The organism is Sulfuricurvum kujiense DSM 16994 (assembly GCF_000183725.1).
Taxonomy (GTDB): Bacteria; Campylobacterota; Campylobacteria; order Campylobacterales; family Sulfurimonadaceae; genus Sulfuricurvum; species Sulfuricurvum kujiense.
This window is the reverse complement of sequence record NC_014762.1, coordinates 1809893-1824756: the sequence shown is the minus strand read 5'-3', so window position 1 is coordinate 1824756 and position 14864 is coordinate 1809893. Positions and strand designations below refer to the sequence as shown.

The window sequence follows — 14864 nt, the reverse complement described above, 5'->3', positions numbered from 1 at the left end:
TTCCTTTTGGAACTTTATAAATTATTATAGTATATTGATTATTGTATTTTAGTCGCGGTTAAAAACAGGTACTCTTTTCCGGTTACCGTGACCCGAAATTTCTTTTGCTGCAAATATTTTTTGCAGTAGTAGATATCTTTGATGAGAATTGACATCTCCGAGTAGGGATAGTTGGGTGCTTTGGCTCCGTAGATCATCTCTCCGTCCATCCAGCGGCAGTTTGGAAATCCTAAAATGAGCGATCCCTCTTTGGTCAGGTATTCTTGGACTAAAGACATAAAAAGAGGTTTGAATTCCAGAGTGCTGCTCTGGAGCGTTCCGATCGTGATGATGAGGTCGAAACGGCCTAATGAGAGCGATACGAGATCGTTAATGTCATGGACGTAAAAGGTTGCATTTCCTTCCTTAAACTGTTCGCGGGCAACGCTGATGGCGCTGTGCGAATGATCGATGCCGACAAGGGAGAGGTTCATATACTGATCATGCGGAAGGATACGGCGGATCAGGTCGAACTCTTCCCCCGTATTGATCCCCAGATTGAGAATCCGTAAACGCTCGCCGACACGGACACTTTTCAGTGCGCGCAGATAAGCACTTAAAAATGCGGGTTCTTCGTTTTTATGTACTCGTGCAAAGGACGAATCGGTACCGTATTTTTCTTCGCTCAAAACAGCATGATGAAATGAGTCGCTGAGGTCAAGTTTCTCATAAGTGATCGCAACGGTATGCTCGCTGAGAGGTTTTGGGGTCAACATTCGGCAAAACAGGAGTTCTCCGAGATCACTGAGGGCTTTATAGCTGCGGTAGAGGTAGGTGATGCCGTCGAGAGTAATCTTTTCTCCCGCGTACCACCCTTGCCGAATATCCGGATTGAGAACTTCGAAGGTGATCTTGTCGGAATGCTTGAGCGACTCCTGCGCCCAGGAGAAGATATCGACCATAGCGTCACTCGAAAAAAGTTTCATTATGCGGTGGCTGCAGTGTTGCTTGAAGCGATTTTATTCGGAAGCAGGGGGATATGCGAAAGCCAAAAGTCTCTGTTTTTTGGGGTCAAATGCGATTGGGAGAGATCGGGAACAACCTCTTTTTGTTTGGCTTTTTTGAGCAAATTGCGCAGTTCCGTGTCGATGCCGAACAGTTCGCAGTAGGTGATGATACCGGCACAGAAAGCTTCGCTATCCGTTTTGAGGAGTTTTTTGAGCTGCACGTGATAGGCCGTTCGCAAGATGTCTCCTATCCGTCCGTATCGATGCGGGAGATCAAAAAGATCGCCCAGCTCGTTTTTGATGTAGGAAATATCTCCCTTAATAGCGTATTGTTCGGCTAATGAGAGTTTTTCATTCCATTGTGTATTGAGCTCTTCGCCCCACGGGAGCATCAAAAGTTCGTGGTGGTTATCGATTAAGTGATAAGCGGAACGCAACTGCTCGTGGGTAAGGGCCCGATGCAGATTTTTGGCTAATGAATAGAGTTTTTTGAGCTGAAGATATTCGGATTCGTATTGGACGACATCTTTCAGTTCGTTCAACAACAGTTCCGCCTGTTCAAATGAGCGTTCATTGAGTGCCTTGATCGTGGCACCCACGATCTCTCCGGTCTCTTTGATGAAATTTTGGTAGGAGGGGAATTTTCGAAGCAGAGGAAAACTTACCGTCAGGTTGCGCAATTGGTAATAATTTTTGGTTTGAATCGCTTTGGAATAGATTTTAAGAACGGCGGAATTCTGAAGAAGCAGGAGAATAAACGGCCGTTTGGAACTGACCGTCGTAAACAGGTGAAGTTCCTCTTGAATCTCCCTCTCTTTATTAAGAAACATCAGTCTTTGGGCATTCATAAATTTTTCAGCCCACAGTTTTTCCGCTCGCTGATAAACCGGAGTCTCTTGCAAAAGAGGGTATTGTTCGGCATGGCCGTAAAAGGCCGCTAATTTGTTTTGCTCAAAAAGATTGGTAAATCGGTCCATAAACGAGTAGACTTGAAATACCTCGGCTATCTCTTTCGCCTTTGCGGTTTTGAACGGTTCCAAAACGAGTTTGGCGTCCGCGATCAATTTTTGGGTCAGATACTCTTTCGCTTTTTTTAAATGTTCGTCATAAATCGACTCGAGTTCTTTATACAGGTCGCTTTGCAGCAGCAGCGGCTCATTCGTGCAATAAAGATAAGCCTCGGCGTACTCATGATCTTGAATCAGTTTTTCAAGATGCTCAAACGGCTGAAGGTCGAATTTCAGGAGTTCATTGTTTTGGTTCGCGGCGATTAGAGTATTGTCGCGGTCGAGTACGCATAAAGCGCTCAACGGTCCGTCCAGCTCAAGATAACGTTCCTGAATAACTTTAAAAGTATCCCCGTTTATGAGGGTGACATACGGCAAATCGGAAGCGACGATCATATACGGTTCCGGCCCTATCCGTTTCAAAAATCGGATATTTTTATGGGATGTTCCGAGTCGTTGATTCGGAATACTCCCTTTTTGATCGATTTTGATTAACGTCCCTTCCTGATTTCCGGTGATGATGGTATTGGCGTTATAAATCAGCAGAGCCGTATTTTTTAAATAGCCCGGAGAGTAGCGCTTTAAAAACGTTTGGGTACGGTAATCGGTGACCACAATGCTTCCGCCGTATCCGGTCGTGGCCAACGTCATCCCATCAAACGTCAATGCCGAGACATAATTCGTTTTCGGTTTCGTATAGGCACTGGTGTATTCGGGAAAAGAGTGAAGTCTCGAAATCAGGGTATTAGAATCGCAGCGCCATAGCAGAACCCGCCCCTGATCGGTTCCGCAGACGAAATACTGGCCGTCGGGAGAAAAAGAGATAAAGGTCGGCGTCTGTTGGTCGAGATCATATTGGTTGATAACTTTTTTTTGATTCAAATCGATCAGATTGAGGGCTGAGGCTTTATCGCTCCCGAAAAGGAGACGATTGTTGTGCGAATCAAAAGCGCAGATAAGGGTAGTCCTCTCAGCGATGTTGAGGTGAAATACTTTGGTCGATTCTCCGCTTTCGAGATCGTAGGTATACACCGTATTGTTTTGCGTAACAAGACCGATTTTCGGATATTCTAACGGTTGGATCAAAACGATCGGCGAATCAAATTGGGTTAAAGAAATTTTTTGAGGCATTGAATCGAGCCTTATCTTCTACATTTTATGACAAAGTATAACATGTTTTAATCTAACAAAGTTACGCCTCAGAGATAAAGCCAGAGACTTATCGGTAAAAATCATCTCCCGTAATAGGAGACAATGGTCGCTTTTGCAATCGAATGGGCATTGATCATATACCCGACGAGGGCAGGGGAAGCCTTTTCATCCAGATCGATGTGAGCGACATTCAGCGCATGGACGGTAAACATATAGCGGTGAGGACGATCACCTTTGGGAGGGCATGCCCCTCCGAAACCGGCTTTGCCGTAATCGGTGATACTTTGGGTGGCTTGTATGAGGTGTTTTTGGGCGGTATCGCCGAAACCTGATGGAAGCGACACGGTAGAAGCGGGGATGTTAAAGACGATCCAGTGCCACCATCCGCTTCCCGTCGGAGCATCCGGATCGTAGACGCTGAGCGCAAAACTTTTGGTTCCTTTGGGTGCATCACTCCAATGCAGTTCGGGAGAGATGTTTTTTCCGTCGCATCCGAATCCCGAAAACTCCTGTGTTTTAGTGAGTTGACCGGAGAGGTCGTTGCTGTGCAGGGTGAATTCTCCGGCGTTAAGAGATAGTGCTCCTAAAATCATCAGAGGAGAAAGAAGAAGTGGTAAACGCATATCGGCTCCTTGAAATGAGTGAGATGATTGTATCATTTTTTAATCGCCTCTAAATAAAATATTATATAAGAGAACGATTTTTGCTTGTCTATAGCATTAAATTTACTGTAGGAGCTTAGTATGAATGTAGCCTCTGTTTCCTCACATACAGCGACAACGCCGTTTTCTGCGACGAAAGACGAGAGTGTCGATCAAAATTATGCGGCACTCATTGCCCAGTTTTATAATGTTGAAGAGTATAAAAGCCGGGATGAGATCAGTTCCGATGATACCGAACTTCAAAAGTTCAAAGACGATTTGATCACAAAAGGGGCGGCGATTTTCCTCAAAGATCTGAATGAGGAAAAAATTGACGCATTGGTCGAAGAGTATCGGCAAAAACTGCTCAAAGAAAAAGAGAGCAATCCCGATCAGCCGATGGATATTAACCAAATGGTGAGCGATTTTAGAAAGCAGCTCCTCAAAGAGATGATGGAAGCGCAAAAAGCCGAGCAGCAGGATAAAAATAATCAGGCTGCGACATTGACGAGCAGCGATATTCTCGAGAATATCAAAAATGTTAAAAGCGATGACAAAAAGTCGGCTCAGAATACGATAGGGTTTTTGGAGCAGATGTTAAATCCCAATCATTCTGATACCCGAAAAAGATCCGACATCATTAATTAGTATAAGTTTTTTTATGTTTATGATGTATTAAGAAATAGAATACTACTATGTAAGCCAAACTCGCTTTGTTGAGTAAAAAAGGTGGAGGGGCTTATGAATATTTATAAACAGTTAGTCGTATTGGTGAGTGTTGCGTTAATCGGGCTGATCGGCGTTTCAGTATTGGCGATCGTTAAACTCGATTCTGTCTTTGAAGAGACCAATTTCGGTAATGTTAATTCGATCCCCTCATTATCGGCATTAAACGAAGCGGTTGATCAAATTGCCGCAATGCGTGTAATTGCCTATAAATACCATGTTGAGACCAATCCCGAACAAAAAAAGAAAAACGAAGAGAGACTGTTCACCGCACAGGCTGATTTGGAAAAGGCGTTTAAAACCTATGAACCCTTAGTTGCGGGAGAAAAAGACAAAGCGATGCTGCAAGCCGACAGAGAAGCGGCAAAAGAGTATATGGCTTTGTTGACCGAGATTATGAATTTGAGCAAAAGCGGCCAAGAAGAAGAGGCCAAAGCTTTATTGCTAAAAAAACATAAAGAGACGGTAGCCACACTGAATGATGCTATAAAAAAGCATGTGGAATTTAATGCAGAGTTGGCAAAAAATGAAGCCAAACATGCGGAAGAAGATAAAAAGAGCGCCGATGCGACGATGATCGCTATCAGTCTGATTGTGATTGTCTTCACTTTATTTTTGAGTATTTCGATTGTGAAAAGTATTCTAAACGGTGTAAATACTATTCATGACGGTATAAAACTGTTTGTTCAGGATAAAGAGCTGACCTTTAGAATCAAGTACGACCAGAATAATGAGATCAAAGATATCGTAAACAGTTTCAATGAATTGGTCGAAACACTAAAAGCGATGATTGATGACGCAAAACAGTCTTCCAATGAAAATGCGTCCGTTTCACAGGAACTCAGCAGTACCAGTCTGCATATCGGGAAAAATGCGGAAGAGAGTGCCAAAATCGTCAATAAGACGATAGATGATATGAGTTCTATCAAAGCATTCGTACAGCAGACGGCGGAAATGTCCGAAGAGACGAAAAAAGAGATCGTATCTGCCGGAGAAAAGCTCGAACGCTCCAAGAATGAAATTATTACGCTCCGCGGAGAGGTAAATTCGGCTAGTGAAGCAGAATCGGCATTGGCGCATAAACTCGAAGAGATGAGCCGGGATGCCGAACAGGTTAAGCAGATTTTGACGGTTATCTCAGATATTGCCGATCAGACCAACCTGCTGGCGCTTAATGCGGCAATCGAAGCGGCACGTGCGGGTGAACACGGACGCGGATTTGCCGTTGTCGCCGATGAAGTACGAAAACTGGCGGAACGGACTCAAAAGTCTCTATTTGAAATCAATGCAACGATTAACATCATTGTGCAATCCATTATCGATTCGGCCGAACAAATGGGAAAAAATGCCGAAAATATTTTACGTTTGGTAGAGGTGTCTGCGAATGTGGAAGAGACAATACTCGATACCAGTATTATCATGAACTCAAGTGTTGAAGCGGTATCCGTGAGTGCCGTCAATGCACTAAAAATTTCCGATGATACCGAAAAAATTATGGAGATGGTCTCTAATATCAATGATTTGACCAATCAAAATGTCCGTAGTGTTGAAGAGATCGCTTCCGCGGCGGAGCATTTGTATCAGTTGACAGAGGGATTAAACGGTAAGCTTAACCAGTTTAAATCGTAGTTTAAACGGAAGCGAGATGTTTGCGCATAACGACGAGCGCCAATTTGTCTACTTGTTTCTCCCACAAATCGGATTCGGGAAACGGGATTATTTCCCCGGTTTTCCGGTAGCCTCTTCGTTCATAATACTCGATTAATTCCGTACGGTGGGTAATCACTTCCATAACGGCGGTATCGATTCCCCAGCGCTTATGGGCCTCAGTCTCTGCATAGGATAAAAGCACTTTTCCGATTCCGTTGCCTTGTTGTGTCGGCTCAACGGCGAACAGCCCGAAATGGACGCTATCAGCTTCACGATGGGCATGGAGTGTAGCTGTAATCGTTTCGTCGGATCGGGCGATCAAAATCAGAGAATCAGGGTCATTCAGCAGTTGAAGCAGCCCTGTCTCATCGATCCGCTTACCGCTGAGAAGATCGGCTTCGGTCGTCCATCCCGCGCGGGAACTCTCACCGCGGTAAGAACGGTTAAGAAGAGACGTAATAGCGGGTATATCTTCTATCTCTGCGTTTTCATAAATCATGATATTATTCTATCACAATTGATACGGCTGATTTTGCGTATCGGATAAGTGAGATTGAAACCGAACATGGATAATACGAAAAACACGACGAAATACATCCTATGGATGATCATCGCGATGCTCTTTTGGGGGTTTGCGTGGACGGCGGGCAAGGTTGCCGCGGAACACTCCAATGCGCACGTTGCCGCTTTTTGGCGCTATGCGATCTCTTTTATCAGCATCATTCCCGTTATTTGGTTCTTAAAGACGCCTCTTAAAACGGATCGGATCGGATTTTTGTATATGCTCGGGGCGGGTGCGTTAACCTCACTCTTTAATTATCTGTTTTTTGCCGGGCTTGCCCACGGCCAAGCGGGGTACGGCGGTACGATGGTTACCTCGCTCGCTCCGATCATCACCTATATACTCTCGATCTCATTTCTAGGAACCGCGGTATCGTCGCGTCAAATCGGAGCGCTTTTTATCGGAATTTTTGGAGCGTTGATTTTGCTGCGTGTTCCGTTTGAGGGATTCGGATTTTTAAATATCGACAGCTCCTATTTTCTCGGGTGTGCGTTCGTCTGGGCATTGGTTACCGTAATCGCTCAAAAGGCGGCCAAGCGGGCGCATCTGATGTTTTATACGCTGGTCGTATTCGGTATCACCGCGTTGATCAATATGCTGTTTGCTATGCCGTATCGCCCTTTTGATTTCAAAGCCTACGATGAGACATTCTGGATCACTATATTTTTGATCGGGGTGCTTCCGGGGACGTTTAGCACGGCGCTTTATTTTGTATCGGCGGGAAAAATCGGTGCGCATCGGACAGGGGTATTCATGTTTATCGTCCCCGTAGGGGCGATTGTATCGAGCTGGGTTGTGTACGGCGAGGCATTGGAGATGACGACGCTTATCGGATGTCTGATGGCGTTTGCGGCGGTGATCTTGTTTAATATGAAAAAAGCGAAAGGAGCTATGTGAGTATTTATGCTTTGCAATCGCCGGCAGGCGGATTTTTAGATGAAGATCTGAACCATTTTAATAAAGTTTTTGATGATTGGTGCGTACAGTTTGATAATTTTGAGGATGCTGCCACCATTGCGAGTACATTGGATAAGAAAAGGTATTCTGAGGTCGTCGAAATCACTCCTCTGAGCTATCCTAAGTATTTTTTTCATAATTTGCAGGGGATAATACACGCGACACGCGAAGTAGAGGGGAATATTGTCTGTATTGTGGAACCTTTTATGGGATCGAATTTTCGTATCGCGGTTTGTAATCTGGAGACAAAAGCGGTGAGATTAACGGCAACAAAGTATAAAAATACGATGAGTGTCGAAGGTGCATTTGCGAACTTTTCGATCAGAGATGAAAAAGATTTTTAAGGAAAGAGTATTACGTAAGTGAAAAATTTTGCAGCGTGTGGGAAATGTCGGAGGCAAAAAACCAGATCGTTTCAAAGAGGATAAATTGAATTGTTAGTATGGTCCAGAATGTATAACGGTATTTTGTTGATTTGTGACGAAAGATTTTTTGGGCGAAAACAGCTCCCACACTCCCCCCGCAAAGAGCGAGATTCAAAAGCGTTTTTTCACTCACCCGCCGACGGTTGGACCGTGCCAGATATTTGTCATACCCAAATACAAAAAACGTAAAGAGATTAAAAAGTAAAAAAAGAAGAACGAAAGCTTTCATTGCCGGGGATTATAGCATATAAGGATTGTCGATTGTAGGAATGTGATTTGCTTTGGATAATGAATACCAAGGAGAAAGAATGCGAGCCGTCTATAACTCTTACAATACTGCCAATACTGCTAATGTAGCAACCAATTCCTATCAACAAGATAAAGATCAATTGAATACCTATATGGACAAAATGAAAAAAGCGATTGAAAAAGGTGATTTTGACACCGCACAGTCGTTATTGGAAGAAGCTTCCAAATTGGTAGAATCGAACACTACCCGAAAAAGAAGCACCAAGATAAGTCAACAGCAAGAGGAACTCAAAAGCCAGATGGATACACTCTCCGATACCCTCAACAAACAAGACAAAAAATCGGCGTTAGAGAGCATCGCGAACATCAAAGATGAGCTCAAAAATAATAAAAATCTTGTCTTGAAAACGCATAACCCATCGGACATGATTGCCGAGATTCGATCGCAATATTTATTTTCGGCATACGCGTAGGATATGCACAGAGAAGATTTCGGAAATTTATGATGTGATGTTGGGTTTACAATTAAACAACATCAAATGAATACATAATCTATTTTTTTGTTCATAGTGTTGGATAGGACAGTTTCTCGTTGTGAGATTGAGCATCATCTTCCCAAAGTAGTCGAACAACATGTTTTCGTTTTGTTTGCAGATGCACTGTAGCTATGAGCTCGACAGACTGGTGCCTTTCCAAGCTTTCCATTGGGAATTTATCTGCCACTTCTGAATCAATTACCACATCGTTTCCGTCAGGAAACTCAATTCTTACGTTTCTAGCGGTCGATGCACCTTTGTTCCATATCTTTAGCCGATATTTAGTACTACCTATTTTTATAAAAGATGCTCCGAGATCAGCTCTTTTTTCTTTTAATGAATCCTCGTTTTCTTTTTCCATCAGAAGATAATTCAGCTTCTCTTGGCTTTCAATGAGTGACTTCTGCTTTTTATTAAAACTGACCGTTTGCCAAGTTGCATAGCCAGATAACAAAAATGCAAAACCAGCTATTATATCCCCAGCATCAATTATTGCTGGCATCATTTGATCCTAATATTTTTGCTACCAGAAAATGCCTTTATCAAAGACTTCCGAAGTTTATCAGCTATATCTTTTGTAACTTCTTCCTTCATTTCAGAAAGATGTTCATCAATATTTTCACTATTCTCGCGGATTAGTTCATCTTTATTGAACTCTCTTTCGCATGAGGAACAGGTCATTATCTGGATCGTTTCATCTACACCATCATAGTATGAAAAATCAGAACACCCACATGTGGGGCATAACATCTTTACACTTCTATTGTATTTCTCAGGGTTCATTGAGTCTTTCCTGTTTGTAATGATATGTAACTTTATATTTGTTTCAAAATATACCATTATCCTAGATAAATCAATCAGTATCTTACAAATTGACATATTTTTAAACATTTTACGTTGTTATTCTTAAAATTATCTCCGCAACCCCTTTAACACGAGCCAAAGCGAAAAAAGAGGACAATTTCCCCATTAGTTAGATACAGGAACCCCCAAAAAAATGAAAATGACAGCCGAAAACTTTAACCTCTCCGACTACCTCTCCCGCATCGGCTATGAGGGGGAAGTGCGTGCCGATCTCGCGACATTGACAAAGCTGATGCAGTGTCAGCTCCGAGCAATCGTATTCGAAAACACCGAGGTGCAGGCGGGGAGAATTCCCTCACTAGTACCTGAAGATATCGTGAAAAAAGTGATTATCAATCGTCGCGGCGGGTACTGCTACGAGATCAACGGCGTGTTTGCGATGGCGCTCACGGCTATCGGGTTCGAGTGGTATTTCGCGGGGGCGCGCTCGATGCTCTATCCGACCCGCCGTCCCAAAACGCACATGGTTTTGATCGTCCGTGTCGAGGGAAGAGACTACCTCTGCGACACCGGATTCGGCGGATACGCCCTGCGCGCACCGATGGTGATCGAAGAGGGCGAGGCCGTTCAGGACGGTGATCGTTTTCGGCTCGAAATACTCGATGGCGAGTACGTCCTCGGTGCGATGGTGCAGGGAGAGTGGCAGCGTCTGTACGGCTTTGCATTACAGCCGCAGGAATGGATCGAGTTTAGCCTCGCGAACTATTTCAACGCTACAAGCCCCGATACGGTTTTCACGCAGAAAAAGCTCGCTATCATGCAAACCCCGCAAGGGCGTAAAATCCTCGTGGATAATGAGCTAAAGCTGATCGAGAACGGCAAGCTCGAAAAACGCGAAGTTGAGTATGCAGACGCACTCAAAGTGTATTTTGGATTGGAAGTATTTAAAATATGACCCCCGCCATCAATATCGCCAAAAAAGCAAAAATCGCTTTTCAAATCCATTCGTATACGCACGATCCCTCAAACCAGTCGTACGGTCTGGAGGCTTCAGAGAAGTTGGGACTTGAGCCTGAGAGAGTGTTTAAAACACTCATCGTGACGGTTGATACCAGAGAGCTGGTTGTGGCTATTATCCCCGTATCATCTATGCTCTCGATGAAACAAATCGCCAAAGCCGCAGGGGGCAAAAAAGCGGAGATGGCTGCGGGAGCGGATGTTGAACGCTCCAGCGGATATATCCTCGGTGGGGTGAGTCCGTTGGGGCAGAAAAAGAGACTCAGGACATTTATCGATAGCTCGGCGGAAAATTTCCCGACGATTTATGTGAGTGCAGGGCGCAGAGGATTGGAAATAGAGTTATCGCCTGAGGATTTAAAAACGGTGTGTTCGGCAGAGTTTTACGATTTGAAGGCTTGAAAGAGAAAAGTTAAAAGTCTTTGCATTTCGTATTTAATAGTGTATTGGTCGGGGCGGATTCCGTTGCGATCACGTATACGTCGGTATTGGATAAAAAGGCGGTGGAGGTTTTCTTTTTCGATGGGAACGGTAAAGTGGTGAAAGCAGCGGCGCATTATTCATTCCCATTGTTAGATTGATTTTTAAGACAATCTAGGTCTATGGAATGAAAAAATTCTTAAGGATTTTATTTCACCAAAATCATCTTAAAAATAAACTATAATTTAAATAGACCAATAGTTTAAATAATAATTAAGGCTTATTTACTTAATATTAGACCACTAGTCTAAAAAGGTTTGGAATGCCAAAAATAGTTGATTTCGAAAAGAGAATTGAAGAAATATGCGATTTAGCATATTTCACATTTATAGAGGTAGGTGTTAAAAACTTTTCATTAAATAGTTTTATTTCGTCTCTCAAAATGTCCAAAGGACAATTTTACTATTACTTTAATACAAAAGAGGATTTGGTGTTTGAAGTAGTAAAACGCAAAAGTTACAAACTAATAGAGCATGCGAAAGATGAAATAGCAAAGCAAACTAGCTTTAGAGATAAACTATTTAAGTTTTTTACACGCCACATCGATGATGTGGGTCAGGCACATCAAATGTGTAACAAAATTATCAACGATGTATTGCATATGTATCTTAATACTACAAACCCTCAGATAAGAAAATTTAACGAAGAGATTTATGCCGTTATGTTTGAGATAATCGACAAAATTTTTGAAGATGAAATTATAAAAAAGGGGTTACCGCAAGAATACAAAAAACATGCCAGAATAGCCATGGCTGTATCAGATGGGATGTACTTACAGTCACTAATTCTAAGGGATTATGATGTTAAAAATGAGTTTGAAAACTATCTAAACTACATAGTAAAAATATTTGAAGGATAAGAGTTGAAGAAAATCGTTTTAGTATCACTTGCAGCAGTTGTTTGTGTTTTTGCACAAGATTACACAAAAGTAGGATTAGGTATTGCATATATGCAACAACCTTACAAGGAAACAAAAAGTAAAGTATTAGCGATTCCGTACCTTGAAGTGAAATATAATGGATTCTATTTAAGAGGAATAGAAGCTGGATATGAGCAAAAAATAGATGACTATTTTAGCGTAGGTGCATTTACAAAAGGCAGGCTAGATGGCTACAAAAGCTCAGATTCCGATTATCTAAATGGAATGCAAGAGAGAAAATATGCCGTTGATGTAGGTGCAAAAGTTACATTTGAGAAAGATAAAATAGGCAAAATATCGGCTTTTGTGCTGAATGATATTTCAGGTACTTATTATGGATATGAACTTGGTATAGAGTACTCAAGAAGGTACACCTATGAAAAATCGATATTGATCCCGTTTATATCGCTGAAAAAAGAGAGTAAAAAGCTAACCGACTACTACTACGGTATAAAAAAATCGGAAGAAACGCTACAACGCCCGGAATATTCGACTAATGGGGCTATAAACACAGAAATAGGCATCAGGCATATATACACTATATCAAAAGATATGGAGCTTATAAGTGTGGCATCATACACAAAATTAGATGAGTCGATATACAACAGTCCAATTGTAAAAGACAAAGAAATACTCAAAGCTTTTATTGCATGTAGTTATAAATTTTGAAACGTTGATTCAGATTTAACATATACAAAAAAAGTTATATAGAATGGAAATATCCTCGGCGGAGTCAGCCCTCTGGGACAAAAAAAGAGGCTCAAAACATTTATCGATAGCTCAGCGGAAAATTTCCCGACGATTTATGTGAGTGCAGGGCGCAGAGGATTGGAAATCGAGCTAAGGGCGAATGATCTCGCAAAGCTTATTGATGGGGAATTTGCATCGTTGTGTTGATAAAGATATATAGGATATTGAAACCATGTTAGAGAATATTTTAAACTATATGCAGGTTACGGAGAACATAGCATCATCGGGACAGCCTAATGCGTGAAAGTTTGGGTACATTGTGTAAAAAACTACAGAGCATCGGCTTTTTTGTATCATTATTTACGTAAATCACGAGGTCTTAACTCTACGGAAGCACAAAAAGCGATACTTCCGTCATGGAACCGAATGAAATATGGCAACGGTTTATGAATCTTGATCAGGAATAGAAAAATAAGAAGAAGAATACGATGAATCTGAAAAAACTCAAAGAGGCCGAAGCCAATTTTTTCGCCTTTTATCCCAAAGGGTTTGAAGATGAAGCACTGCTACCGATCATCAAACGGCACAATACCGAGGGGATAGGCAAAAGTGTGCGGGAACTTTTTGCACAGGAGAAGTTCCGAAATCCTGACGAGATATGCGAGAGTTTTGCGAAAATCGTTTCCAAATCGTCCCTCATTTCGCTGTTTGAAAAACCGAAAGTACGCGATATGATCAAGCAGATGAGGATGGATCAGCGCGATATGCTCTCTATCGCTCTGTATGAACTGCTGCACGGCAAACAAGAAAAGGGATTTGAGATGATCGTCGAAGTTCTCGCGATCTACACTCTGGCAAAATGGTCGATCGTGACGCTGATCCCGTACTATTACGACCGAGAAAAGAACTTTTTTATTAAACCGACTACCACAAAAGACATCATCAAATTTTTCGAGATCGACGGACTGACGTACAAACCCCGTCCGACGTACGAGTTTTATGATAGATATACACAGGTACTGGGAGAGATGAAATCGCATGTCAGTCCAATGATCGGCGAAGATAACGCGGGATTTACCGGATTTTTGATGATGGCGATGAAAAGAGAATGAGTATACTAGAAAGGTTACGAAATAAATTTGCAATCTATGAAAAAAAGAGAGACAATACTACTCAATACAACTGATTATTTTAGGAGTCAATATGTTTATTATCTCATTAAACTATATAAAATCGCTTGAGGAGGTGGATAGCCTGCTTGAAGATCACGTCGAATATCTCAAAGAACAGTATAGACTCGGAAATTTTCTCGCATCGGGGCGAAAAGTTCCCCGTGATGGAGGGATAATTTTAGCACGCGCCGTTTCCCGCGAAGAGATCGAGACGATTATCACCCTCGATCCGTTTTATCGCCATCAAATCGCCTCCTATGAAATCACCGAATTCAATCCGACGATGACCGCGGATGAATTGGCCTGTTTGAAAGAGTAAAAGTTTTTACGTTAAATTGATACTTCTTGTATACGATTTGACAGACTATAAAAGGAGTTCATATGTTTCAGCGTATCATGACATTCTCCGCGGCTTTTTTGTTTATCTCGACACTTTCTGCCGCATCGCTCCCGGATATCAAAATGGCCGATACGGGGTTGCCGTTTCAAAAAATCGAGGGGTATGAGGACTATCGAATCGTTGCAACCCACTGGCGCACGGATAAAAAAGAGCTTCGCTATGTTCTTGCCAATCCGATTGCCTATGATGCCATCAAAGCCAAGAAACTCCCTATGCCTGAGGGGAGCATCATGGTTAAGATCGGATGGAGCGTCAAGCCGATGGGTGCTTTTCCGCTCGCTCTTGAAGCGGATAAACTTCAGCGGATCGAATACATGGTCAAAGACTCCAAGCATTTTGATCAAAACGGCGATCACTGGGGATATGCACGATTTGTCAAAAAGGGCGACACTTATGTACCCTATGCGAACGGCTCCGCGGAATGTGTCGCCTGTCATTCTTCAGTCGCTTCGGATGATTACCTGTTCTCATCCTTTCAGCCGACGTTTTAA

Annotated in this window: 20 protein-coding genes; 13 read left to right on the top strand and 7 right to left on the bottom strand. The window is 42.5% G+C overall.

Annotation, left to right across the window (positions count from 1 at the left end):
• Positions 1–38: 38 nt before the first annotated feature.
• The 3 genes from SULKU_RS09120 to SULKU_RS09110 form a co-directional block, all read right to left on the bottom strand.
• Positions 39–965, bottom strand: coding sequence for a class I SAM-dependent methyltransferase (locus SULKU_RS09120; protein ID WP_013460675.1), 927 nt, complete (start codon positions 963–965; stop codon positions 39–41).
• Positions 965–3124 carry a WD40 repeat domain-containing protein gene (locus SULKU_RS09115; protein ID WP_013460674.1) on the bottom strand — a complete coding sequence of 720 codons (2160 nt, stop codon included), beginning with the start codon at positions 3122–3124 and terminating at the stop codon, positions 965–967. The genes SULKU_RS09120 and SULKU_RS09115 overlap by 1 nt, the downstream gene beginning before the upstream one ends.
• 101 nt (positions 3125–3225) lie before the next feature.
• Positions 3226–3768, bottom strand: coding sequence for a YbhB/YbcL family Raf kinase inhibitor-like protein (locus tag SULKU_RS09110; protein WP_013460673.1), 543 nt, complete (start codon positions 3766–3768; stop codon positions 3226–3228).
• Between the two features lie 120 nt (positions 3769–3888).
• On the opposite strand from SULKU_RS09110, the gene SULKU_RS09105 reads away from it, so the two are divergent.
• Positions 3889–4434, top strand: a complete 546-nt coding sequence (locus tag SULKU_RS09105; RefSeq protein WP_013460672.1) for a hypothetical protein — start codon at positions 3889–3891, stop codon at positions 4432–4434.
• Between the two features lie 93 nt (positions 4435–4527).
• Positions 4528–6141, top strand: coding sequence for a methyl-accepting chemotaxis protein (locus tag SULKU_RS09100; RefSeq protein ID WP_013460671.1), 1614 nt, complete (start codon positions 4528–4530; stop codon positions 6139–6141).
• Between the two features lies 1 nt (position 6142).
• Here the strand turns inward: SULKU_RS09100 and SULKU_RS09095 are convergent, their stop codons facing one another.
• Positions 6143–6661 (bottom strand): GNAT family N-acetyltransferase, encoded by a 519-nt coding sequence (locus SULKU_RS09095; RefSeq protein WP_013460670.1) that lies wholly within the window; start codon positions 6659–6661, stop codon positions 6143–6145.
• A gap of 66 nt (positions 6662–6727) precedes the next feature.
• Here SULKU_RS09095 and SULKU_RS09090 point away from each other — a divergent pair, with 66 nt between their 5' ends.
• Positions 6728–7621 (top strand): DMT family transporter, encoded by an 894-nt coding sequence (locus SULKU_RS09090; protein ID WP_013460669.1) that lies wholly within the window; start codon positions 6728–6730, stop codon positions 7619–7621.
• The gene (locus tag SULKU_RS09085) at positions 7618–8025 is read left to right on the top strand and encodes a hypothetical protein (RefSeq protein WP_013460668.1); all 408 of its coding nucleotides are present in this window, start codon (positions 7618–7620) and stop codon (positions 8023–8025) included. Before SULKU_RS09090 ends, SULKU_RS09085 begins: the two co-directional genes overlap by 4 nt.
• A 10-nt stretch (positions 8026–8035) precedes the next feature.
• Here SULKU_RS09085 and SULKU_RS09080 read toward each other — a convergent pair whose 3' ends face one another.
• Entirely contained in the window at positions 8036–8335 is a 300-nt protein-coding gene (locus SULKU_RS09080; RefSeq protein ID WP_013460667.1) for a DUF1294 domain-containing protein, read from the bottom strand.
• 79 nt (positions 8336–8414) lie between these two features.
• On the opposite strand from SULKU_RS09080, the gene SULKU_RS09075 reads away from it, so the two are divergent.
• A complete protein-coding gene (locus SULKU_RS09075; protein ID WP_013460666.1) occupies positions 8415–8828 on the top strand; it encodes a DUF4175 family protein in 414 nt (137 codons plus the stop codon).
• Between the two features lie 91 nt (positions 8829–8919).
• Here the strand turns inward: SULKU_RS09075 and SULKU_RS09070 are convergent, their stop codons facing one another.
• Entirely contained in the window at positions 8920–9396 is a 477-nt protein-coding gene (locus SULKU_RS09070) for a hypothetical protein (protein WP_223175447.1), read from the bottom strand.
• Positions 9393–9782 (bottom strand): ECs_2282 family putative zinc-binding protein, encoded by a 390-nt coding sequence (locus SULKU_RS09065; RefSeq protein WP_223175446.1) that lies wholly within the window; start codon positions 9780–9782, stop codon positions 9393–9395. The genes SULKU_RS09070 and SULKU_RS09065 overlap by 4 nt, the downstream gene beginning before the upstream one ends.
• A 112-nt stretch (positions 9783–9894) precedes the next feature.
• Between SULKU_RS09065 and SULKU_RS09060 the strand changes: the two genes are divergently transcribed.
• The 8 genes from SULKU_RS09060 (at position 9895) to SULKU_RS09025 (ending at position 14864) form a co-directional block, all read left to right on the top strand.
• Positions 9895–10650 (top strand): arylamine N-acetyltransferase family protein, encoded by a 756-nt coding sequence (locus tag SULKU_RS09060; RefSeq protein WP_041667090.1) that lies wholly within the window; start codon positions 9895–9897, stop codon positions 10648–10650.
• Complete coding sequence (gene ybaK / locus SULKU_RS09055; RefSeq protein WP_013460662.1) at positions 10647–11114, top strand: Cys-tRNA(Pro) deacylase; 468 nt, start codon at positions 10647–10649, stop codon at positions 11112–11114. Before SULKU_RS09060 ends, ybaK begins: the two co-directional genes overlap by 4 nt.
• 340 nt (positions 11115–11454) lie before the next feature.
• The gene (locus SULKU_RS09045; RefSeq protein ID WP_013460660.1) at positions 11455–12051 is read left to right on the top strand and encodes a TetR/AcrR family transcriptional regulator; all 597 of its coding nucleotides are present in this window, start codon (positions 11455–11457) and stop codon (positions 12049–12051) included.
• Between the two features lie 3 nt (positions 12052–12054).
• Positions 12055–12780, top strand: a complete 726-nt coding sequence (locus SULKU_RS09040) for a MipA/OmpV family protein (protein ID WP_013460659.1) — start codon at positions 12055–12057, stop codon at positions 12778–12780.
• A gap of 51 nt (positions 12781–12831) precedes the next feature.
• A complete protein-coding gene (locus SULKU_RS14790; RefSeq protein WP_281047862.1) occupies positions 12832–13008 on the top strand; it encodes a YbaK/EbsC family protein in 177 nt (58 codons plus the stop codon).
• A gap of 281 nt (positions 13009–13289) precedes the next feature.
• Entirely contained in the window at positions 13290–13913 is a 624-nt protein-coding gene (locus tag SULKU_RS09035) for a hypothetical protein (RefSeq protein ID WP_013460658.1), read from the top strand.
• Between the two features lie 91 nt (positions 13914–14004).
• Entirely contained in the window at positions 14005–14292 is a 288-nt protein-coding gene (locus SULKU_RS09030; RefSeq protein WP_013460657.1) for a YciI family protein, read from the top strand.
• Between the two features lie 62 nt (positions 14293–14354).
• Positions 14355–14864: a cytochrome P460 family protein gene (locus SULKU_RS09025; RefSeq protein ID WP_013460656.1), complete on the top strand. Its 510-nt coding sequence runs from the start codon at positions 14355–14357 to the stop codon at positions 14862–14864.

Excerpts from the sequence above, each read along its gene's own strand:
- SULKU_RS09065 (WP_223175446.1), bottom strand. The coding sequence starts at position 9,782 with ATGTTTAAAAATATGTCAATTTGTAAGATACTGATTGATTTATCTAGG.
- SULKU_RS09045 (WP_013460660.1), top strand. The coding sequence starts at position 11,455 with ATGCCAAAAATAGTTGATTTCGAAAAGAGAATTGAAGAAATATGCGAT.
- SULKU_RS09110 (WP_013460673.1), bottom strand. The coding sequence starts at position 3,768 with ATGCGTTTACCACTTCTTCTTTCTCCTCTGATGATTTTAGGAGCACTA.
- SULKU_RS09095 (WP_013460670.1), bottom strand. The coding sequence starts at position 6,661 with ATGATTTATGAAAACGCAGAGATAGAAGATATACCCGCTATTACGTCT.
- SULKU_RS09075 (WP_013460666.1), top strand. The coding sequence starts at position 8,415 with ATGCGAGCCGTCTATAACTCTTACAATACTGCCAATACTGCTAATGTA.
- SULKU_RS09100 (WP_013460671.1), top strand. The coding sequence starts at position 4,528 with ATGAATATTTATAAACAGTTAGTCGTATTGGTGAGTGTTGCGTTAATC.
- SULKU_RS09090 (WP_013460669.1), top strand. The coding sequence starts at position 6,728 with ATGGATAATACGAAAAACACGACGAAATACATCCTATGGATGATCATC.
- SULKU_RS09035 (WP_013460658.1), top strand. The coding sequence starts at position 13,290 with ATGAATCTGAAAAAACTCAAAGAGGCCGAAGCCAATTTTTTCGCCTTT.
- SULKU_RS09105 (WP_013460672.1), top strand. The coding sequence starts at position 3,889 with ATGAATGTAGCCTCTGTTTCCTCACATACAGCGACAACGCCGTTTTCT.
- SULKU_RS09030 (WP_013460657.1), top strand. The coding sequence starts at position 14,005 with ATGTTTATTATCTCATTAAACTATATAAAATCGCTTGAGGAGGTGGAT.
- ybaK (WP_013460662.1), top strand. The coding sequence starts at position 10,647 with ATGACCCCCGCCATCAATATCGCCAAAAAAGCAAAAATCGCTTTTCAA.
- SULKU_RS09120 (WP_013460675.1), bottom strand. The coding sequence starts at position 965 with ATGAAACTTTTTTCGAGTGACGCTATGGTCGATATCTTCTCCTGGGCG.
- SULKU_RS09080 (WP_013460667.1), bottom strand. The coding sequence starts at position 8,335 with ATGAAAGCTTTCGTTCTTCTTTTTTTACTTTTTAATCTCTTTACGTTT.
- SULKU_RS09060 (WP_041667090.1), top strand. The coding sequence starts at position 9,895 with ATGACAGCCGAAAACTTTAACCTCTCCGACTACCTCTCCCGCATCGGC.
- SULKU_RS09115 (WP_013460674.1), bottom strand. The coding sequence starts at position 3,124 with ATGCCTCAAAAAATTTCTTTAACCCAATTTGATTCGCCGATCGTTTTG.
- SULKU_RS09070 (WP_223175447.1), bottom strand. The coding sequence starts at position 9,396 with ATGATGCCAGCAATAATTGATGCTGGGGATATAATAGCTGGTTTTGCA.
- SULKU_RS09025 (WP_013460656.1), top strand. The coding sequence starts at position 14,355 with ATGTTTCAGCGTATCATGACATTCTCCGCGGCTTTTTTGTTTATCTCG.